13 protein-coding genes and 2 pseudogenes are annotated in these 22370 nt (G+C 64.9%); 12 read left to right on the forward strand and 3 right to left on the reverse strand.

The features are described from left to right. Positions 1–596: 596 nt before the first annotated feature. The gene (locus ACYPXD_RS06115) at positions 597–893 is read right to left on the reverse strand and encodes a PsiF family protein (protein WP_459708595.1); all 297 of its coding nucleotides are present in this window, start codon (positions 891–893) and stop codon (positions 597–599) included. Between the two features lie 257 nt (positions 894–1150). Here ACYPXD_RS06115 and ACYPXD_RS06120 point away from each other — a divergent pair, with 257 nt between their 5' ends. Next, positions 1151–1447, forward strand: a complete 297-nt coding sequence (locus ACYPXD_RS06120) for a YciI-like protein (RefSeq protein WP_459708598.1) — start codon at positions 1151–1153, stop codon at positions 1445–1447. A gap of 704 nt (positions 1448–2151) precedes the next feature. Then, positions 2152–2760: pseudogene (locus tag ACYPXD_RS06125) on the forward strand (transposase); the annotation flags it as partial. A 1416-nt stretch (positions 2761–4176) separates the two neighbouring features. On the opposite strand, the gene ACYPXD_RS06130 reads toward ACYPXD_RS06125, so the two are convergent. Next, on the reverse strand, positions 4177–5715 hold the full coding sequence (locus tag ACYPXD_RS06130) for a mannose-1-phosphate guanylyltransferase/mannose-6-phosphate isomerase (protein WP_459708601.1): 1539 nt from the start codon (positions 5713–5715) through the stop codon (positions 4177–4179). 536 nt (positions 5716–6251) lie between these two features. Here ACYPXD_RS06130 and ACYPXD_RS06135 point away from each other — a divergent pair. The 10 genes from ACYPXD_RS06135 to ACYPXD_RS06180 all read left to right on the forward strand — a co-directional run bounded on the left by ACYPXD_RS06135 (position 6252) and on the right by ACYPXD_RS06180 (position 19702). Then, positions 6252–7676, forward strand: a complete 1425-nt coding sequence (locus tag ACYPXD_RS06135) for an undecaprenyl-phosphate glucose phosphotransferase (protein ID WP_459708603.1) — start codon at positions 6252–6254, stop codon at positions 7674–7676. A gap of 133 nt (positions 7677–7809) precedes the next feature. Beyond that, positions 7810–9228, forward strand: a complete 1419-nt coding sequence (locus ACYPXD_RS06140; RefSeq protein ID WP_459708605.1) for a UDP-glucose dehydrogenase family protein — start codon at positions 7810–7812, stop codon at positions 9226–9228. A gap of 141 nt (positions 9229–9369) precedes the next feature. After that, entirely contained in the window at positions 9370–9813 is a 444-nt protein-coding gene (locus ACYPXD_RS06145; RefSeq protein ID WP_459708608.1) for an arsenate reductase/protein-tyrosine-phosphatase family protein, read from the forward strand. Continuing rightward, complete coding sequence (locus ACYPXD_RS06150) at positions 9807–10985, forward strand: polysaccharide biosynthesis/export family protein (protein WP_459708610.1); 1179 nt, start codon at positions 9807–9809, stop codon at positions 10983–10985. The genes ACYPXD_RS06145 and ACYPXD_RS06150 overlap by 7 nt, the downstream gene beginning before the upstream one ends. Positions 10986–11156: 171 nt before the next feature. Beyond that, entirely contained in the window at positions 11157–13391 is a 2235-nt protein-coding gene (locus ACYPXD_RS06155) for a polysaccharide biosynthesis tyrosine autokinase (RefSeq protein WP_459708613.1), read from the forward strand. 31 nt (positions 13392–13422) lie between these two features. After that, a complete protein-coding gene (locus ACYPXD_RS06160; protein WP_459708615.1) occupies positions 13423–14367 on the forward strand; it encodes a glycosyltransferase family 2 protein in 945 nt (314 codons plus the stop codon). A gap of 166 nt (positions 14368–14533) precedes the next feature. Further along, entirely contained in the window at positions 14534–15763 is a 1230-nt protein-coding gene (locus ACYPXD_RS06165; protein ID WP_459708617.1) for a glycosyltransferase, read from the forward strand. 3 nt (positions 15764–15766) lie between these two features. After that, positions 15767–17233 carry a glucose-6-phosphate isomerase gene (locus tag ACYPXD_RS06170; RefSeq protein WP_459708620.1) on the forward strand — a complete coding sequence of 489 codons (1467 nt, stop codon included), beginning with the start codon at positions 15767–15769 and terminating at the stop codon, positions 17231–17233. Next, positions 17230–18459 carry a glycosyltransferase family 4 protein gene (locus ACYPXD_RS06175; RefSeq protein ID WP_459708622.1) on the forward strand — a complete coding sequence of 410 codons (1230 nt, stop codon included), beginning with the start codon at positions 17230–17232 and terminating at the stop codon, positions 18457–18459. Before ACYPXD_RS06170 ends, ACYPXD_RS06175 begins: the two co-directional genes overlap by 4 nt. 76 nt (positions 18460–18535) lie before the next feature. After that, a complete protein-coding gene (locus ACYPXD_RS06180; RefSeq protein ID WP_459708624.1) occupies positions 18536–19702 on the forward strand; it encodes a glycosyltransferase family 4 protein in 1167 nt (388 codons plus the stop codon). Between the two features lie 8 nt (positions 19703–19710). On the opposite strand, the pseudogene ACYPXD_RS06185 reads toward ACYPXD_RS06180, so the two are convergent. Continuing rightward, positions 19711–22370 (reverse strand): annotated as a pseudogene (locus tag ACYPXD_RS06185) (hypothetical protein); the annotation flags it as partial.

The raw sequence follows: 22370 nt of genomic DNA on the forward strand, positions 1-22370 counted from the left end.
ATCTCCTCCTGAATTTCGCGTACCGCGACGATCCCCACCGGCACCGACCAGAAGATGATCGTGACGAGCCAGCGGCGCAGCCACCGATTCTTGTGTCTCCCAACCATTGTTGCCTCCGTGCATGCGCTTTGGCATACGACCAAGCGGGCGGCCCTTTCTGGTGTGTCGGCTGTCTTTTGTATTGCGTATTGTGGGCCGTCTGTGCCGCCATCATAGAAGAAAACCGACGCGGCGTAACTTGCCGACGTGACGGGCCGCGCGAATGCTTGCGGGTGCAACGAAGAGGATCGATTGGACATGAGCGCGCGGCTCGACGCGCCGTCGAGACGCTAGCCGGACATGCGCGAAGCGATCGAACGAACAAACGATCGAACGATCGAACGAACAAACGAACAAACGAACAAACGAACAAACGAACAAACGAACAAACGAACAAACGAACAAACGAACAAACGAACAAACGAACAAACGAACAAACGAACGGCGCATTGCGCGAACGCGCCGGTTCGAGCCAGCGGATCCACCTGGCTCGCAGATCACCGCTGGGAACCCTGGGCAGGCCCGGTAGCCCCGATCAGTGTCCGGTTAGCCTCTGCCTAGCCCTTGTTGCTCAGGCAGGTCTTCATGAACGCCTTGCGGTCGTCGCCTTTCTTGTCGCCGGCCTGGACGTTGCACGCCTTCATCTTCTCCTGCTGCGTCATCGGCGCCGAAGCGGCCATCGCCGACGATGCCGACAGGCAGTTCTTCATGAACGCCTTGCGGTCATCGCCTTTCTTGTCGCCGGCCTGCTGGTTGCACATCGTCATTTTGTTCTGCTGGCTGTTTTCGGCGAAAGCGGGCGCCGCGAGCAGTCCGCCGAGCACGAGTGCGGCGATTGCGGATTGGATCTTCATGGGACACTCCATCGGTTATCGGTTATTCGTCGTTATTCGACCCGGGGCAAAGACGTCCGGCTGGTTGACACCACCATCGTATTGAATGGTAATTGTCAGAACGGGCAAACGGGGGCGCCGGTTGACGGTTATGCGCGCCGGCAGGGCAGGTGTTTCCCTGGGTGCCGCGAATATCGAGGCACGTATCGATGCGTCATCCGGCGCAACACTGACTCCGCTCATTCACGCGCTGACTTTCCTGCTGGAGGAAACTGGTCATGCATTACCTGCTGATGTACGAACTCGTCGACGATTATCTCGAGCGGCGCGCCCAGTTTCGCGCCGAGCATCTGAAGCTCGCATGGGAATCGGCCGGGCGCGGCGAGTTGCAACTGGGCGGCGCGGTCGGTGAACCCGCCGACCTTGCGGTGCTGCTCTTCAGCAGTGCGTCGCCGATGGTCGCCGAAGACTTCGCGAAAGCCGACCCGTATGTGCGCGCCGGGCTCGTCAAACGCTGGCGCGTGCGTCCGTGGACGACGGTAGTCGGTGAGGATGCCGCAACGCCCGTGCATTGAAAGCGGACACTTGCGGCTTGCGGTTCGTCATTCGTTATTGACGATCACGGCCGCGATGACGAGCGCAATAAGCTCGTCATCACGCGTGTATCAATAAGTGAGATCGGCAATCGAAGTCATCACGCAAAATGCGCAATCGCGACTCGTCGTGGCAATGGACGAAGCTCATAGGTAATCGAAACGCATGTCACCGGAAAGAGCGACGAAAGCGCGGTGCAAACGGCATGCGTAACGAAGCGTATGAATCACGCAACGCATGCGCCGCGTACGCGCTGCAAAGTGGGTTGTGCGGCGGATAACGGCATCGTTTGCATAAGTTAAACGAAGAAGCACATAAGCGAACGGATGCTGATCGCGAAGCGCGGGTTCGCTGCAACAGAATGCACGACGTTTACGTGACAAACGCATTCAAAACATCCGGGCAAACAGGACAAGATTGTTTCTATCCGTAACACTTGCCCGCGTCACATTCACGCTTACCCTGGTAATGGTATGCTTCGTGCACAAATTCTCCCATGCATGAGTGAGACCACGTTTCGTGCGCGCTAATTGGGAAAACACGCACTGGCGCCGTGCGCCATGCGCTTTCTTCGCAATGCAGCCGGAACGGAAAACATATTGTGCAACCGGGGGCGCTTACACGAACCACAGAAGTTCGTGACGGCCCAAAGCCGCGGCCTGGCCTGGCCCGCGTGGAGAAATGCATGTTTTTCGATGAGCTAAGCAATGACGAATGGGCACGTTTATCCGCGCTCGTTTCCGATGAGCCAGCCGTCCGGTTGAATCGCCGTGGACGGCCGCGCGCCGAACCACGCATCGTCGCCAACGCCGTGTTGTGGATTCTCACCACCGGCGAACCCTGGTCGAAACTGCCCGGGCGTTATCCGTCCGGCCCGACCTGCCGCCGCCGTTTCGAAGAATGGCAGGCGAATGGAACCCTGATCGAAATGGTTCGTCTGCTGTCCGAGACGGGCCGTGCGTTCGCCTATATCCCTGAACCGACTCCGCCCGCCGTGGCGAAGCCGGCGCCTGAAGTCGAGCAGCCCAAGCCGCGCGACGATACGGTGCGCGGCGTGTACTGGAAGAGCCCCGAGTCGTGGCAGACCTCGAGCGCCGCCGCGGGCGTCACGCACGGCTGGCGCCCGCTCGGCGCCATGGCCGACATCACGCGCCAGCTCGCGGGTGGGGTCGACGCGCAAACGTTGTCGGACGACATCGCGCCGGCTCATGATGGTGCGGCGGGCGCCGCTGCGGCGGGCTCGCTTGCCGAAGACGAGGCGCGCGAAGCGAAGCCCGCGCATGCGGCACACGCGTATGCGCCGCGCGAGATGCTTGACACGCATGTCGAGGGGGACGGGCGATATGGCGCGGCATACGACGGCGCGTCGAATGGCGCTTTGTCAAAAGGCGCTACGTTCGGCGAGCCGCAGCAGTTCGACGGTTCGCGATTCGACGATCGTCTGAACGGCGCGCGCGCGCTCGATGGTCTACCGCGCGGTTACCCCGTCGACGGGCACGACGGCCATCGGCTCGACGGCCACGACGGCCACGACGGCCACGACGGTCAATACGATCGCGACGCCTATGCGGCGCGCACGCCACACGATGCGGGAACGGACGACGACTGGGGCCACAGCCGTCCGCACGATCTCGCCAACTATCACGCACCGCTGTGGATGAATCTTGCGATGCCAGGCGGCGCGCAGTTCGACGACGAACGCGGCTATGTGATCTACGTCGTCGCCGAACAGGTCGCGAGCTCGATGTATCGAGCATGGGCCGAAATCATGAGGGATGGCCGGCGCATCGAGCGTTCGGGGCTGATCGGCCCGCGTTTCGAAGACGACGAAGCGGCACGCCGTTTCGCGCTCGAATGGGCAATCGGATGGATCGATCGCGAATGCGGCGAGTTGGCCACGCAGGGCTATGGCGATGGCGGCGCAGCGGTGGCCGAGCATGCGCAGGTGTCGAACCGCGCGTCCGTGAATGCGGAGACGGTCGGCACGCAGCGGAGCGTCGCGGGGCTGGCGCCCCAGCCGGGGCAGGCAGCGGTGTCGCAAGCGGCTGCGTCAGCGGCGACCGCACCGGCGACGGTACCCGTGACGCGTGCGATGCCGGAGTCGGCCGCGGTGAAGAATGCGTTGCCCGCCAGCGCGAACCGCAATGGCAGCAATGCCAGCGGCGGCGCCAACGGCAACGGCGGCGCGAGTGGCACCAACGGCGGCAACAACGGCGGCACCAATGGCGCAGCGCAGTCGCCGGGCACGTCGTCGTACCCGCAGCATGTCAACGCGCACCGTATGCAATTGCGCCGTTATCCGAGTGAAGGCAACAACAGCGCGTCGTCCGCCGACAAAACGACGGACCGTTTCCCGCCGACGCGCAAGCTCCTTTCGCAAATGCGCTGAACCGTTGCCTGAACCGGCGGCCTCGCACGCTCGCTCGCGCTTCAGACGGCAGACGACGGCAGAAAACGGCAGACAACGGCGAACAACCGCAGCAGGCGTCGATCCACAAAACAATTGCGCCGCGGACCTCTCCAGGTCCGCGGCGCAATTGTTTGAATTCCAGCTTTCGTTGAAGTCGAATCCCGGCTTTCCGGCCTGGTCAATGGGCAACTGCGCTGCGGAGCAACCGCGGAGCAATGGCGGCGTAACCGCGGCGCAACGGCAGAGCAGCCGCGCAACGGCTGGCCGCAAAAGCCTGCCGCGCACGTGCCATCTTCGCGTTTACCGCCGCCCGTACGTATCGTCGAAGCGGACGATATCGTCTTCGCCGAGATACGAGCCCGACTGCACCTCGATGATTTCGAGCGGCATCTTGCCCGGATTCTCGAGCCGGTGCGTGACGCCGAGCGGGATATACGCCGATTCGTTTTCCGACACGATAAATCGCTCTTCACCGCGCGTGACGAGCGCGGTGCCGCGCACGACGATCCAGTGCTCGGCGCGATGGTGGTGCATCTGCAGCGATAGCTGCGCGCCCGGCTTCACGACAATGCGCTTCACCTGGAAACGCTCGCCCGTATCGACCGAATCGTAGTGGCCCCACGGACGATGCACCTTGCGATGGTTGGTCGCCTCGGTGCCGCGCTCGCTGCGAATTCTGCTGACCACCTTCTTCACATCCTGCACATGCGCTTTATTGGCGACGAGAATCGCATCGTCCGTTTCGACGACGACGAGATCCTGCGTGCCGACGCAAGCGATCAGCCGTCCTTCGGAGTGCGCGAACGTCGATTCGGCGCCTTCGAAAATCACGCGCCCGCGGCTCACGTTTGCCGCATCGTCCTTCGGCGAGATCTGCCAGATCGCGTCCCACGAACCGACGTCGGACCAGCCGGCCGCGAGCGGCACGACGACGCCGCTTGCCACCGTGGTGTCGCTGCCGAGCTTCTCCATCACCGCGTAGTCGATCGAATTCGACGGACAGTTGGCGAACGCTTCGCGCTGCAGGCGGAAGAAGTCGCCGTCCGCGGTGCCGCCCGCATAAGCCGCGGCAGCCGCATCGTAAATCGCCGGGTGGAAGTGTTTGATCGCCTTCAGCCACGTCGATGCGCGCATGATGAAAATGCCGCTGTTCCACCAGTAATCCTGCGATTCGATATAGCGCTGCGCGAGTTCCAGATGCGGCTTCTCGACGAAGCGGTCGAGGTGCCGCGCACCGACTGCGGACGCGCCATCGTCCGACGCCGCCGGCATCGGCGCGCCGACGCGGATATAGCCGTAACCCGTCTCCGCGCGCGTGGGCACGATGCCCATCGTCACGACATGGCCGGCCGCCGCGTGCTGGACGCCGGCCGCCACCGCCGCCTGAAAGCCGGCGAGATCGGCGATCGAATGGTCGGCGGGCATCACGACCATGATGGCATCCTCGTCGAGCGCCGCGACCGACAACGCGGCCGCCGTCAGCGCGGGCGCCGTGTCGCGGCCGACCGGCTCGAGCATGAGCCGGCTCGCCTTGCCGGCCAGGCGCAACTGTTCGGCCGTCGTAAAGCGATGCTCTTCGTTGCACACCACGACGAGCTGTTCGGCAACGGCATAACCGGCATCGAGCGCGTCGAGACGCCGCGTCGTCGATTGCAGCAGCGAGTCCTCGCCGAGCAGACCGATCAACTGCTTGGGATGCTGCTCGCGCGACATCGGCCAGAGGCGCGTGCCGGAACCGCCGGCCAGAATCACCGGCTGGACCTTGAGCTTGACGGAAAGCGGCGCAGCGGAAGCGGGCCGTGATTGGACGGCGGTGGACGCCGTACCGAGAGCACTCATGGTTGACTCCTCGAGCTGGAATGAGTGCTCCGAGTTTTAACACGTCGTAATTGGTCAATAAAAGAGAGCTTAATTCACAGCGAATTTTTCTAACAATTTTTCCCCGCTCGATTGCGATAGATTTAAGTCACGCTCCCGTAAAAATTCAGATAAAAGTGACAATTAATAAATTGCCGTATGCACGCTCTGGACAAGTTCCCGATGCATGAATACAACAGCCGGATGAAAGATCTGTAAGAAATGCCGCGAGACCCGGCTGAATGGCGCTGGAAACCCGTTTCCAGCCGCCGGAAAGAGGTAATAGTTGCCGCAGAAATCAGAAAAAAATCGGGAAATAGTTTCCGATACAAATTGTTTTTTTTAGAAACTTGCGGCAGGAATTTTAATGCCTCTTTATTCATACCAGTACGAGGGTATTCACCAATTCGCCAGTGCATCCCCGCGCGAATAAAAACCGGGCAGACGGATTGCATGAGGGGCGCCCGCATGGGCTGCCGCCATGGTCCGGACCGTATTGATCAACGAGGTGCAGCAGTATGTTGAGCGTGCTATCGAGAATCATCGACATTGCGATGGTCGCCCTGGGCGCCATGATCGCGGCCGCGGTGCACGGCGGGCACTTCGTGTGGCTCGACGATATGCAAAGCATTTCGTTGACCTTCGACTGTCTGCTGATCGTGCTGTTTTTTCCGGCGCTCGGCATCTATCAGTCGTGGCGCGGCAAATCGCTGTACGACCTGTTGTGGCGCGTGTCGTGCGGATGGCTGCTGGTCGAGGTAACAGGCATCCTGATGAGCTTCAGCCTGCATCGCGCGGAACTTCTCTCGCGCTTGTGGCTCGCTTATTGGGCCGTGGCGAGCATCGTGTTGCTGATCGTCACGAAGGCGCTCGTGCATACCGTGCTCAGAGGCTTGCGCCGCGAAGGCTTCAATCAGAAGGCGGTGGCGATCGTCGGCAGCGTGCCGTACGGCAAGTTTCTGATCGAGCAGATCCGTAGCCGCCCCGATGCGGGCTTTGCGCCGGTCATCGTCTATACCGAGGACGGAGCGCACAACCGCCGCGAAAGCGATCCGCTCGACGATCCGGCCGCGAGCGAGCTGGGGCCGCACGATATCGAAGGCGTACCCGTCGTGCGCGACTTCGCGAATCTCGTGCAGATGATGCGGCGCGACGCGGTGCGCGAATTGTGGATGGCGCTGCCGATGTCGAAGGAGCGCACGATCCATCGCTTCGTCACCGAGTTTCGCAACGACTTCGTGAACATCCGTTTTATTCCGGACGTGCGCAGCCTCACGCTCTTCAATCAGCCGATGGTCGATCTGCTCGGCGTGCCGGCCATCAACCTCGCGGCCTCGCCGATCACCGATCTGCGCGTGCTGCCCAAGCGCGTGTTCGATCGCCTGTTCGCGCTCGCCGCGCTGACCGCGCTGTCGCCGGTGATGGTCGTGATCGCGGTGCTCGTCAAGCTGTCGTCGCCGGGGCCGGTGTTTTTCCGGCAGAAGCGCAAGGGCATCGACGGCAACGAGTTCGAGATCTACAAGTTTCGCTCGATGAAGATGCACAAGGAGCAGGCCGGCCAGGTGACCCAGGCGACGCGGCGCGATCCGCGCATTACGCCGGTCGGCGCCTTCCTGCGCCGCACGAGCCTCGACGAGCTGCCGCAGTTCATCAATGTGCTGAAGGGCGAGATGTCGGTGGTCGGCCCGCGCCCGCATGCGCTCGAGCACGACGATATCTACAAGGATCTGGTGCGCGGCTATATGCACCGCTACCGGATCAAGCCGGGCATTACCGGCTGGGCACAGATCAATGGTTACCGCGGCGAAACGGACCGCATCGAAAAGATGATGGGTCGCGTGAAGCTCGATCTGTACTACATGCAGCACTGGACCTTCTGGCTCGATATGAAGATCGTCGTGCTGACTTTCTGGAAAGGTTTCGTCGGCAGCAACGCATATTGAAAGCCAACGGCTTGCGCAGCCCACGTGTGCGTGGGCTGCGCCGCGCTTTTGCGTGGTGCGGCGCTACGACATCCGTTATTCGGTTGTGTCATTCGTGTCCACGGTGGACTACTCACTTTTTGAGGTGTGATTCATGAACGTGACGATCATTGGAACCGGCTATGTCGGCCTCGTGACGGGCGCCTGTCTTGCCGACATCGGCAACGACGTGTTCTGTCTCGATGTCGATCAGCGCAAGATCGATGTGCTGAATAACGGCGGCGTGCCGATCCATGAGCCAGGGCTTCTCGAGATCATCGCCCGCAACCGCAAGGCAGGGCGCCTCACGTTCTCGACCGACGTCGCGGCGTCGGTCGCGCACGGCGACATCCAGTTCATCGCCGTCGGCACGCCGCCCGACGAAGACGGCTCCGCGGACCTGCAATACGTGCTCGCCGCCGCGCGCAACATCGGCAAGCACATGGACGGCTTCAAGGTGATCGTCGACAAGTCGACCGTGCCGGTCGGCACCGCCCGCCGCGTCGCGGCGGCCGTTTCGGAAGAACTCGCCGCGCGCGGCTCGAAGCAGATGTTCTCGGTGGTGTCGAACCCCGAGTTCCTGAAGGAAGGCGCGGCGGTCGAAGACTTCACGCGGCCGGACCGCATCGTGATCGGCTGCGACGAAGACGTGCCCGGCGAAAAGGCGCGCGACATGATGAAGCGTCTCTATGCGCCGTTCAACCGCAACCGCGAGCGCACGCTGTATATGGATGTCGGCTCGGCCGAATTCACGAAGTACGCGGCCAACGCGATGCTCGCCACGCGCATCTCGTTCATGAACGAACTCGCGAACCTCGCGGACCGCGTCGGCGCCGATATCGAAGCGGTGCGCCGCGGCATCGGCTCGGACCCGCGCATCGGCTACGACTTCCTGTATGCGGGCTGCGGCTACGGCGGCTCGTGCTTCCCGAAGGATGTGCAGGCGCTGATCCGCACCGCCAACGAGCACCGACAGGGCCTGCAGATTCTCGAAGCCGTCGAAGCGGTCAACGACGCGCAGAAGAAAATTCTCGCGAACAAGATCGTCGAGCGTCTGGGCGGCGATCTGTCGGACCGCACGTTCGCGGTCTGGGGTCTCGCGTTCAAGCCGAACACCGACGATATGCGCGAAGCGCCGAGCCGCCCGCTGATCGCCGAACTGCTCGCGCGCGGCGCGAAGGTCAAGGCCTACGACCCGGTCGCGATCGATGAAGCGAAGCGCGTGCTCGCGCTCGATCTCGAATCGATGCCGCAGCGTCATGCGCGCCTCTCGTTCGCCGACGAAGAAATGGACGCGCTGAAGGGCGCCGATGCACTCGTGATCCTGACCGAGTGGAAGGTCTTCAAGAGCCCCGACTTCGACAGCCTGAAGACGAACCTGAAGTCCCCGCTGATTTTCGACGGCCGCAATCTGTACGAACCCGATTCGATGCGTGAACTCGGCATCGAGTATCACGCGATCGGCCGCCAGCACGCGCAGCAGGATGCGACCGTGCGCGATGGATCGAAGGCGATGGCCGCGACCACGATCTGAGCATCGGCATGGGCGCTGCAGCCTTGCGAGCTTTCGGGCATGCAAGGCTGCGCCCAGGTTTTTTTGACAAACCGCTTGAGAACTTTTGACCACTATCGGACAAAAAACCGTTCAACCAGCAAGTCATCCACGGATACCGACATGTTCGCCAATGTCCTGATCGTGTGCCACGCCAACGTCTGCCGGTCGCCTGCGGCGGAAATGCTGTTCAAGGCGTGCCAGTACAGACAACCGGGCGCGCCAATTGCGTTCCACTCCGCCGGCATCCGCGCGGTGGACGGCGACAGCATGGATCCCGTCATGCAGCGTCTGCTCGCGGAACGCGGCATTGCAACCGGCGAACATCACGCGCGGCGCCTGAACAAACGGATGGTGCGCGATGCGGACCTCGTGCTCGTGACCGAGCAGCGCCAGGTCAAGGATGTCGAAGCGCTGGATCCGGCCGCACGCGGCAAGGTCCACGCGCTCGGCAAATGGGAGGGGTCCGACGTCGTCGACCCGCACGGCGGTGCAGAGCGGGAGTATCGCGAAAGCCTCGTGCTCATCGAACATCTGGTCATGGGATGGCTCAACAAAATATGCTAAAGCGAAATATCACCTTTCTTTTCCTCCTTGCGCTGGCGTCCTTTCTGTCGGCGTGCTCGATCGCGCCCGGTAACCACCTGGACACGTCGCGCCTGAACGAACAACCGTCGACCGGCCCCGCGCCGACCTACGACGTGAGGGTGATCGACGCACAACTGGTGGTCGAGCAGGCGAAGTTCACGGCCGCGATGGCGCCGCCGCCGCTGCCGCCGTCGCAATACACGTTGCAGGACTACGTCTATCACGTTGCGCCGCAGGACATTCTCGGCGTCACCGTATGGAATCACCCCGAGCTGACGACGCAAAGCGGCACGTCGCTCTCGACCGGCGGCAACACGACGCAGACCATCTCGAGCGTGCTGCAGCAGCCGTACACGACCGCGCTGCCGGGCCAGGCCGATCCGTTCGGCCAGACCGTGAGCCCCGACGGCACGATCTTCTTCCCGTTCGTCGGGCGCATTCGCGCGGCGGGCAAAACCACCTCGCAGATTCGCGACGAACTTTCCATCGGACTGCGGCCGTTTATCAAGGACCCGCAGGTCGACGTGCGCGTGCTCGCGTTCCGCAGCCAGCGCGTCGAGGTGACCGGCGAAGTGAAAACACCCGGGCCGCTTGCGATCAGCGACGTGCCGCTGAAGCTCGTCGATGCGATCACGCGCTCGGGCGGCACCAACCCCGATGCCGATCTGCAGCGCGTGCGCCTCACGCGCAACAAGAAGCTCTACATCCTGAACGCGGACGCCATGCTCGATCGCGGCGACACCTCGCAGGACGTGCTGCTGCAGCCAGGCGACGTGCTCAACGTGCCGGACCGCACCGATAGCCGCATCTTCGTGATGGGCGAGGTGAAGAGCCCGGCGACGCTCAGCATGCTGAAGGGCCGCTTCACGATCGCCGATGCGCTGACCGGCGCGGGCGGCATTCTCGACACCGATGCGAACCCGCGGCAGATCTTCGTGATGCGCGGTATGCGCGACAACCCGACCTCGCCGCAGATTTTCCGGCTCGACATGACGCAGCCCGACGCGGTCATGCTGAGTTCGCAATTCCAGTTGCAGCCGCTCGACGTGGTGTATGTCGGCACGGCAGCCGGCGCGACGTTCAACCGCATGATCCAGCAGATTCTGCCGGCTCTGCAGTCCGTGTTCTTCATCAAGGAGCTGACGAACTGATCGCCCTTGCGACCGTGGTTGCGCCGCCTGACGTCCAACCGACGACGGCGGCCGCCTGAACGCGCAGGCAACGGGCCCACGCAACCCGATCGCCGGCGGCCGGGTCCTGCATCGCGCAGGCCGGCCGCCCCCGAAACCGCAGTCAGCCTCGAACCGAGCGGGGAATAAACCGTGAGTACTCAAGTCAACACGCATCTGGCCATTCAGGGCCGCACCGAGGAAGAGGACGTCGTCCTCGGTCAGCTGATCCAGACGATCATCGACGACGTCTGGTGGCTGATCGCGATCGCCGCGACGATCGTCGCAATCGCGGGCGTTTACTGCTATATCGCCAAGCCCGTCTACTCGGCCGATGCGCACGTGCGCGTCGAACCGCAGGACAACACGTCCCAGGCGCTCACGCAAAACCAGACCGGCGCGGCCATTACGACCGGCGCCGGCGGCGGGTCGGCCGCGCTGCCGACCGACGCCGAGATCGAAATCATCAAGAGCCGCGGCGTGCTCGGGCCGGTCGTGCAGCAGATGAAGCTGAACTTCTCGGTGACGCCGAAGACGTTTCCGTTTCTCGGCCGGCTCGCGGCGCGCCTGCACCATGACGATGGGCTCGCCAAGCCGTGGTTGGGTCTGAAGAGCTATGCATGGGGCGGCGAGCAGGCCACCGTCGATTCGGTCGAAGTGACGCCCGAGCTCGAAGGCAAGGAACTGACCATGACCGCGCTCGCGGGCAACCAGTACGAGCTGCGCGCACCGAACGGCCAGCTGCTGCTGCGCGGCCAGGTCGGCGAAACCGCGCAGGGCGGCGGCGTGACGATCGTCGTCGACAAGCTCGTCGCGCGGCCGGGCACGCAGTTCACCGTGGTGCGCGCGAACGATCTCGACGCGATCGCCGGCTTCCAGGGGGCGATCAAGGTGGCCGAGCAGGGCAAGCAGACGGGCGTGATCCAGATCTCGCTCGAAAGCGGCGACCCCGATCAGGCCGCGGCGATCGCCAACGCGGTCGCGCAGTCGTACCTGCGCGAGCACATCCAGACCAAGCAGGCCGACGCGAGCCGCATGCTCGACTTCCTGAAGAGCGAGGAGCCGCGTCTGAAGTCCGAGCTCGAGAATTCCGAGGCCGCGCTGACCGCATACCAGAGCAAGTCCGGTTCGATCAATGCATCGGATGAAGCGACCATCTACCTGAACGGCGCGGTCGACTATCAGAAGCAGATCGCCTCGCTGAAGATGCAGATCGCGTCGCTGCAGCAGACCTATGCGAACGATCACCCGATCCTGAAGGCCGCGCGCGAGCAGATGGCCGAACTGCAGGCGCAGGAAGCGCGTTACTCGGCGCGTTTCCGCGATCTGCCGGCCACCGAAGTGCGCGCCGTGCAGTTGCAACGCGACGCGAAGGTCGCGGAAGACATCTATGTGCTGCTGCTCAACCGCGTCCAGGAACTGTCGGTGCAGCGCGCCGGGACGGGCGGCAACGTGCATATCGTCGACGCGGCGCTGCGCCCGGGCGAGCCCGTCAAGCCGAAGAAATTCCTGATTCTGTCGGCGGCGACGATCCTCGGCCTGATCGCCGGCATCGGCTTCGTGCTGGTCCGCCGCAACATGTTCAAGGGCATCGACGACCCCGAGCATGTCGAGCGCATCTTCCATCTGCCCGTGTACGGTCTCGTGCCGCTGTCGGCCGAGCAGGCCGTGCTCGAAAACCAGGTCTCGCGCGGCGCCTCGCGCGAACGCCAGGTGCTCGCGAACGCGAAGCCGAAGGACGTCTGCGTCGAAGCGCTGCGCAGCCTGCGCACATCGATCCAGTTCACGCTGATGGACGCGCGCAACCGCATCATCATGCTGACCGGCCCGATGCCGGCGGTCGGCAAGAGCTTCCTGACCGTGAATCTCGCGGTGCTGCTTGCGCACTCGGGTAAACGCGTGCTGATGATCGACGGCGATATGCGGCGCGGCTCGCTCGAGCGGCACCTCGGCGGCACCCAGGCGAACGGCCTGTCGGAGCTGCTGTCCGGGCAGATTTCGCTGGAAGAGGCGATCCGCCAGACCGACACGCCGGGCCTGATGTTCATCTCGTGCGGCGTGCGTCCGCCGAACCCGTCGGAGCTGCTGATGTCGCCGCGCCTGCCGCAATATCTCGACGCCCTGCAAAAGCGCTACGACGTCGTGATCATCGATACGCCGCCGGTGCTCGCCGTGACCGACGCGTCGATCATCGGCGGCTATGTCGGCTCGACGTTCTTCGTGGTGCGCTCGGGTATGCATACCGAGAACGAGATCAGCGATTCGCTGAAGCGTCTCAGTGTGGCGGGCGTGCACGTGCAGGGCGCGATCTTCAACGCGATGCCAGCCCGCGCGCGCGGCGGTTACGACCGCAGCTACGCGGCCGTTCAGGAATACCTGAGCACCTGATCGAAATCTGCTGAGCCTGTACGGAGGAACGATGAAAATTACGGTGCTGGTTCCGACCTTTCGCCGTCCCGACGATCTGACGCGCTGCCTCGTCGCGCTCGAACAGCAGCACCGCGCGCCCGATGAAGTCGTGGTGGTCGCGCGTCCCGACGACGACGCGACGCACGCATGCCTCGCTGCGCATCTGGCCAGGCATGGGGCCAGGCATGGGGCCGATAAGCGGCTGCCGCTCGTCGTCGCGCCGGTCGACGTGCCAGGGCAGGTCGCCGCGCTGAACCGCGGTCTCGAGGCGGCGACCGGCGACGTGATCGCGATCACCGACGACGATGCCGCGCCGCACGCCGACTGGGTCGCGCGCATCGAAGCGCATTTCGCCGCCGACCCGCGGCTGGGCGCGCTCGGCGGGCGCGACTGGGTGCACGAGAAGGGCAGCGTGCTGAACGGTTCGCGCGAACGGGTGGGCAAGCTGACGCGCTCGGGCAAGCTGATCGGCAATCACCATCTCGGCGTCGGTGACGCGCGCGAAGTGGACATGCTGAAGGGCGCGAACATGAGTTACCGGCGCGCGGCGATCGGCACGGTCCGTTTCGATACGCGGCTGCGCGGCGCGGGCGCCCAGGTGCACAACGACATGGCGTTCAGCATGAGCGTGAAGCGCGCGGGCTGGAAGCTCGTCTACGACCCGCACGTCGCGGTCGATCATTTTCCCGCCGAGCGCCACGACGACGACCGCCGCGACGCGCAGACCCTGGCCGCGATCGGCAACGCCGCCTACAACCTGCATCTGATCCTGCGCGCGCACCTGCCGCCGTTGCACCGCGAAACCGCGTGGTGGTGGTACGCGCTGGTCGGCACGCGCGCCTACCCGGGCTTCGCGCACGCGCTGCTCGCGATGGCGTCGCGCAAGCGCGTGCAACTGTCGCGCTGGAAGGCAGTGCGCATGGGCGCGCGCGAAGCGCGCCGCGCGCTGCTGTAAGGGCGCTGCTGTAGGGGCACTGCCTCATTGGCGTTGTAGCGGCGTGGTTGCGTCGCTGTCGCGTATTCCTGCATCGCGTTTTCAGATTGCATTTTCGTTGCGCGCCGTGGCGCCGAGCATGAAGATGCCCCGCGATGTGCCACTGAACACGCAGACCGGAGCCTGCATGAGCATCAATGTCAACGTCCATCTGTTTTACGGCGCGGACCCGCGCACTTATCGCAAGGGCGACAACATCGGCTGCCTGTACGGGTATCACCATGCCGAATCCGACGAGTTCCGCCTGACGTACTCCGAGGACGCGCGCGAGAGCAAGCCCGTGAAGCTCGTGCGCCGCGCGTTGAAGGCGCTGGCCGGATTCGACATGATCCACACATGGCGCAACCGCGAGCAGATTCTCGCCGCGGACGTGGTCTGGACGCATACGGAGCACGAGCATCTCGCCGTTGCGCTGCTGCTGATGCTGCACAGTCAGCGCTTTCGCGGCCGCGCCGCGCCGCTGCTGCTCGCGCAAAGCATCTGGCTGCTCGACAAATGGCCCGCCTACGGCATGCTGCGCCGCTGGTTCTACCGCAAGCTGGTGGCGCGCGCGGACGTGCTGACGACGCACTCGAGCCTGAATGCCGCGCTGTGCCGCCGCTACCTGCGGCGTGAAGCAACGCAGGTGTTCTACGGCCTGAACACCAGCGATTTCCCGGTGCGCCAGCCCGACGCCTGGCAGCCGCATACGCCGTTGCGCATCGCCGCGATCGGCAACGATCGCGACCGCGACTGGCGCACACTGATCGAAGCCTTCGGCAACGATGCGCGCTACGACGTGAAGCTCGCGACGCGGCGGCGCATTCCGGCGTCGCTGCGCGCACCGAACGTCGAGATTGCATCGGCATCGGGCCTCGCGAAACAGCGCGACCTGTATGCGTGGGCCGACGTGATCGTGGTGCCGTTGCGGCACAACTCGCATGTCTCGGGGCTGACGGTGACGCTCGAGGCCGCGGCCGTCGGCAAGCCGATGATCGTGACCGATGTCGGCGGCCTGAAGGAGTATTTCTCGGCCCAGGCGGCAAGCTACGTGCCGCCGTTCGATCCGGAGGCGCTGCGCGCGGCGGCCGATCGTCTCGCCGCGTCGCCCGACGCCGCGGTGCGCCAGGCGCGCGCGGCCGCGGCTGAATTGCTGTCGCGCGATTTCACGACGCAGCAGTTCGCGCAGCAGCATGTGAGGATCACGCGCGATCTGCTGCAGCGTCGCATGCGCGCCTCGGGCAGCGGCGTGTCGGCAAGCGGCGTGGGCGGCGCCGGCAGTGCTGTGCGCAGTGGTGCCCACGGCGGTGCCCGCAGTAGCGCCGACGGCGCCGCCGCGCCGCGTGTCGCGGCGCGCGGCCACCGCGGAGGCGCATAGGCCATGGCCTCGCTTCTGCATGCCGGCGCGTCGGGCGCACGCGGTCTCGTCAGCGGCGATCGCAGCGAATGGATGCCACCGGCGCTGCTGTGGCTGATCACGGCGGTGCTGATCATCGGCCACCAGGGCACCGCGCTCACGTACGGTTTTCCGCTGCTGTCGGTGCTGGTCGGCGGATGGCTCTATTTCCGGAGCCCGGCGCGTTATGTCGGTTTCGTCTGGTGGCAATGGTTCCTGAGCCCCGAGGTGCGCCGCCTCGCCGACTGGTCGAAGGGTTCGTACACGCCGACCAGCCTGATCCAGATTGCGCCGCTTGCGGTGACGATGATCTGCGGCTTTTCGCTCGTGCGCTACTACCCGATCCTCGCGCAACGGCGCGGCCTGCCGGTGCTGCTGATCCTGTTCGGCCTCGCGTACGGTCTGCTGATCGGCATTGTGTCGGCGGGGCCGCTCGCCGCGCTGTACGACCTCGCGAACTGGCTGTATCCGATCCTGATCGGCTTTCACATCATGGTGAACACGCGCGATTACCCGAAGTTTCGCGAGACGATCGTCAATACGTTTATCTGGGGCATGCTGGTGATGGGCGTGTACGGCGTCGTGCAGTTCTTCATCATGCCGGCGTGGGACGTGTTGTGGATGCTCGGCTCGCAGATGAGCTCGCAGGGCGACCCGGTGCCGCAAGGCGTGCGCGTGTTCAGCACGATGAACTCGTCGGGCCCGTTCGCGCTCGCGATGCTCGGCGCGATGGTGTTCGTGCTCGCGGCGCAGCACAAGGTGCGCTGGATTGCCGGCGCGTTCGGCTTTATCTCGTTCGCGCTCTCGCTCGTGCGTTCGACGTGGGGCGGCTGGGTCATCGCGCTCGCGATGCTGCTCGTCAAATCGAACAACAAGGTGCGCTTTCGCATTATCGCGAGCGGCGTGCTGCTCGTCGGTCTGGGCGTGCCGCTGCTCGCCATCGGGCCGGTTGCCGACCGCATGCAGACGCGTCTGCAGACCCTCACCGACCTCGACAGCGACCCGAGCTATCAGGCGCGCAACCAGTTCTACGCGACCTTCGCGCAGACCGCGTTTACCGACGTGGCCGGCGAAGGGATGGGCGCGACCGGCACCTCGACCAAGCTGGCGAACGGCAACGACGGCCAGCAGGGCCAGTACGGCAGCTTCGACAGCGGCGTGATGAATATTCCGTTCGTGCTCGGCTGGCCCGGCACGCTGCTGTATGTGATGGGTATCGCGTGGCTCGTGATGCGCGCGGTCTTCGCCACCTTCAAGCTCGGCGACGACAAGTTCGTTGCCTCGTGCCTGTCGCTGTCGCTGGCGATTCTCGCCATGATCGTGTTCACCAACACGCTGGTCGGCACAGGCGGCGCACTGCTTTTCATGAGTCTGTTTTCGATCCTCTCCGCGGCGCATTACGACAAGCAGCACCGCAGGGCGAGGGTTGTTCTTCACGGAGTTACCGATTGAGAGTCGCGATTGTCACGCATGTCGTGCGTCATAACGACGGACAGGGCCGCGTCAACCACGAGATCGCGCGCGCCGCGCTCGACGCGGGCATTTCGGTCACGCTCGTGGCGTCCCATGTGGCGCCGGAACTGCTCGAGCATCCACTGGTGCGCTGGGTGCCGATGAAGATCGGCCGCTGGTGGCCGACCAATCTGCTGCGCCAGCAGGTGTTCGCGTTAAAGAGCGCGCAGTGGCTGCGCGCGCATCGCGGCGAATACGACGTGCTGCATGTGAACGGCTTTATCTCGTGGGTGCCCGCCGACGTGAACACCGCGCACTTCGTGCATAGCGGCTGGTTTGCGAGCAAGTACTACCCGTTCGGCATCACCCAGGGTGTGTGGTCCGGTTACCAGTACGTGTACACGCGCGTGAACGCGATGCTCGAGCGCTGGGCCTACCGGCGCTCGCGTGTGATTACCGCGGTGTCGCAAAAGGTGGCCGCCGAAATCCGCGCGATCGGCCTCACGCCGCGCAACCGGCTCGACGTGATCTACAACGGCGTCGATACGCGCGGCTTCGCCGCGGCACGCGGCGATCGCGCGAAGTTCAAGCTGCCGGCGCAGGCGTTCGTGTTGCTGTTCGTCGGCGATCTGCGCACGCCGCGCAAGAATCTCGGCACCGTGCTGCGCGCCTTGAAGCATCTGCCGCATCACGTGCAGATCGCGGTGGCCGGCTATCTGCCGGGCAGCCCGTATCCGGAAGAAGCGCGCGCGCTCGGCATCGCCGACCGCGTGCACTTTCTCGGGCTCGTCAAGGAGATGCCGGTGCTGATGCATTCGGTCGACGCGTTCGTGTTTCCGTCGCGCTACGAAGCGATGAGCCTGTCGCTGCTCGAAGCGATGGCGGCGGGATTGCCCGTGGTCACCGCGCGCACCGCGGGCGGCGCCGAGATCATCACGCCCGAGTGCGGCATCGTGCTCGACGACCCCGACGATCCGCGTTCTCTGGCCGAGGCAATCGGCCGTCTTGCCGCCGACGACGACCTGCGCCGCGCGATGGGCGCCGCGGCCGGCGAGCTCGCGGTCGGCTTCGGCTGGGCGCGCATGGCCGAGCAGTACATCGCGCTGTACCGGCAGATCGCCGGGCCGCGCGAGGATCGCAGCCGCAACGGCGCCGCAAGCCGCGACGCCGACATCACGACGCCGGGCCTGCTGGCGGGCTCGCCGCGCGGCGTGGACGGCGCATGAACGAATCAACGAATCAACGACTGAACGCATGAACGAACCCGAAGCAGCAACACGACGAACCCACACAGGAACGGCCATGACTCACTCTTCGATCAAATCGCTGCAGATCGGCATGCACTGGTTTCCCGAGCGCGCGGGCGGTCTCGACCGCATGTACTACTCGCTGATCGGCGCGCTGCCCGGCGCCGGCGTGCAGGTGCGCGGCGTGGTGGCCGGCTCGCCGCGCGTCGCGGCCGACACGAACGGCGCGATCCAGGGCTTCGGTCCGGCCGCGCAATCGCTGCCGCTGCGCCTGATGGCCGCACGCCGCGCGCTGCGTCGCGAAATCCGCACGCAGCGCCCCGACGTGATCTCATCGCATTTCGCGCTCTACACCTTCCCGGGGCTCGACGTCACGCGCGGCATTCCGCAGGTCTCGCACTTCCAGGGGCCGTGGGCCGACGAGAGTCACGTCGAAGGGGCCGACTCGCTCGGCCAGCGCGCCAAGCGCTATCTCGAACAGACCGTCTATGCGCGTTCGTCGCGGCTGATCGTGCTGTCCGACGCATTCGGCAAGATTCTCACGTCGCGCTTCGGCATTTCGCCCGAGCGCATCCGCGTGGTGCCGGGCTGCGTGAACGTCGACCAGTTCAATCTGCCGCTTACGCAGAACGAAGCGCGTCTGAAACTGCAACTGCCGCTCGGCCGGCCGATCGTGCTCGCGGTGCGGCGTCTCGTGCGGCGCATGGGCCTCGAGGATCTGATCGACGCGATGAAGATCGTCAAGCGCCGCGAGCCCGACGTGCTGCTGCTGATCGCGGGCAAGGGGCGTCTCGAACTCGAGCTGCAGGAGCGCATCGACGAAGCCGGTCTCACCGACAACGTGAAGCTGCTCGGCTTCGTGCCCGACCCGCATCTGGCCACGCTCTATCGCGCGGCGACGCTCAGCGTCGTGCCGACCGTCGCGCTCGAAGGCTTCGGCTTGATCACGGTGGAGTCGCTCGCGTCAGGCACGCCGGTGCTCGTGACGCCGGTCGGCGGCTTGCCGGAGGCGGTCGCGGGGCTATCGCAGGATCTCGTGCTGCCGTCGACCGGCGCGGACGCGATCGCGGAGGGGGTATCGAAGGCGCTCGACGGGACGCTCAAGCTGCCCGACGCCGACGCATGCCGCGCGTACGCACGTGCGCATTTCGACAATCCGGTGATCGCGAAACGCGTCGCGGCGGTGTATAGCGAAGCGATCTCGGAAGCGTCGCTGCATTGAGCCGGCGGCTAACTCGCCTGGGACGCGTCGGTTTTCGGCCGTTTAGGGGGCGCGGGGCCGGCCTCGGCCTCGGCTTCATCGGCGACGTGGCCGCCCGGCGAAACCCGCAGCGGCCGTCCGCTATAAATATCCTTCGCACTGACCGGCGCTGTCACCGGCACTTCGGTCAGGCGCAGTCCGATGCGCGGCTTGAGTTCGCTGTCGGCCGGAACGAGGGTGGCGATTTCGTCGACCCTGAATACGGTGCCGGGGCGCATCAGCCACTCGTTCTCGTTCGACGCATCGGTGTTGATGTCTGGAATAAAGGGCTTCGCGGAACTCGCCTTGATATCGTAAATGGCCATGGCCGGCTTGCTCGAACCGCCGACCGCGCCGCCGTCCGCGATTGAATCGAGCAGGTACTGATTGCTGCTCGAGGCGGCCAGGAAGCCTTTGTCGGTGACAAGATCGCCCGGCTTGAAGCGGCTTGCGTAGCCGGCAGGGACATCGGCCACTCTCAGCAGGCGGACCTCTTGCGCCGTGGGAGAAGGCAGGCCCGCGAGCGCGCTGGCCAGATCGTCGCGGGCCTTGATCTGCGCGGCAGGGGGATTGCCCGCGCGCAAGTCCTCGTTCAGGTCGTAGTTGAGACCCGACATACTGTGACGGCTCCCGCTATCGCTGAAGTTGCCGCTGCTGTCGCTGTCGCTTGCCGAAGTCTCGTCGAGCGCGGTCCATCGTTTGAGGGCTCTTTGCTGATCGGCGCCCAGCTTGTCGAATGCGCTCTGGTAGGTTTGACGATAGGCAGGATCGGCGAGGTACGCGTCCGCGGGCGATTGCCAGTCGTCTGCTTCCAGCGCGGTCTTCAGTTCCCGTGACATCGGCGGCGCTGCGGATGGACCGGCCCCGATGTTGATTCCGTCAACGCCTCCGCCACCGCCTCTGAGCCGCAAGGGTGCGTCGTCGCCGATCACCCACTCCTGCTTCGAATTCAGGCGAACCGGGTAGCTGGGCTTCCACGGGTTGTTCGCGTCGTAGACGCGCGCTGTTCCCGTATTCGCGTCGTAACGGGCAGGGTACGCCTGGCCGCCGATCGGGACGAAGGTGTGCCCGTTTTCGTCCACCCGCATCGCGCGCACGTCGGCGGATGCCTGGAGCGAGTCGGCCGGAACATTCGAAGCGTATTGCGTGGGGACGGTGAGCGAACGTCCCGGTATGGTTTCGCGCAAACCGGGATCGCCGATCGGCAGCGCGGATGCCAAAGGCCGCGCCGCCGGCGCCATCCCGGCAGCCTCGGCGCCGTGTCCAAGTTCGGCGACCGTGTCGAGTTCCCTGATCGCCTGGGCGAAGGTCTTCGCATCCGAGATCGCGCCGCTCACGGCATTGGCCGGCTCGATCGCCATGCCGAGCACGCCTGCCGCGACATCGATACCGAGGCGCGCGCCAGGCGGCAGCGACGAATGCTCGTCGAGCACCGCGGTGAGCGGCGCGAACGGCGTCATGCCAAGCAGAACGCGCGCCGTTCCCTCGAGAATCTGCCCGGCCAGACGCGTCGCGCGCGCCTGCGGCGTGATCGACTGGTCCTTCGCCGTGCTGTCGCTGAGTACCGCGTCGTAACGATCGGCGAGGTCGCGCACGTAGTCGGGGCCCGCGGCGGGAAGGTCGTTCGCAATATCTTCGTAGCGCTTCTGTCCACCCATACCGAAGCTGTTCAGTCGTTTTCCCGCATCGAAGTCCCATTGAGCCAGCTTCGCACGCAACGCGGGATCGTCCTGCATCCGTTGCGTGAACGCGAGAATGCGCCGCTCCTCGAACGGGTCTTCGCCGCTGCCGGGGTTCGACGTATGGAGCTGGCGGCCGATCAGCTCGTAGCGCTTGCCCGGTTCGCTCCGGATGCGCTCGGCTTCGCCGAGCATCCTGTCGATATCGTCGTTGGCTGCTTTCCAGTCCGCGGCCTGTTTGCCGAGATGGGCGCCGATCGCATCCGATATCTGCGATTGCAGATTCGTTTTGAACGACAACGCCGATTGGTAGAGGCTTTCGCGTTGCGCGGGCGTCGACGCCGCGAGGAATCGCCTGCGCATGCGCGCCAACTGGCCGACCCGGTGCTGGCCGTCGCGATCGAGATGTCCCGCGCCGACCGGCGTATTGAACACGCCGAGCACACGCGTGAGCGGATCGTTGAGGGCGCGGTTGTATTCGTCGAGCACCGCGCTTTCGAGTTGCCCGAATTGCAGGCCGATCTCCGCGCGTCCTTCGCGCGTCGCCATTCGATAGGCCGCGGCGAAGGTCGCCGCGCCCGCTGCGTACGATCGGGACTGGCTCGCCGGTATGGCCGCGAGCTGGCCCAGCAAACCGGCATGGCGCTGTTCGAATTGGGCAACCTCGCGCGGGTAGCCGGTCAGATTCTGCGCCACGCCGTCTTCAAGCATCTGTGCGTTGCGTCTGTCGTTCTCGAGCGTCGGTACGCCGGTCACGCCTGCGGGCTGGCGAAGCTCCGCATAAGTGCGATACAGATGGTCGAGTTGTTCCGCGGCGATGCCTGGCAACGATCCGTTCGATCGTCGTGGCGTGGCGGGTGCCTCGCGTGTGGCGCGCAGGGCGGCCGCCCGGGCATCGTTGAGCCGGGCGTGGCTGTCGGCGCCGGCGCCGGTGTCAGTGTCGGTGTCGGTTGAGGGGGCGGGGCGGTGGG

This window comes from Paraburkholderia sp. 2C, assembly GCF_054589215.1.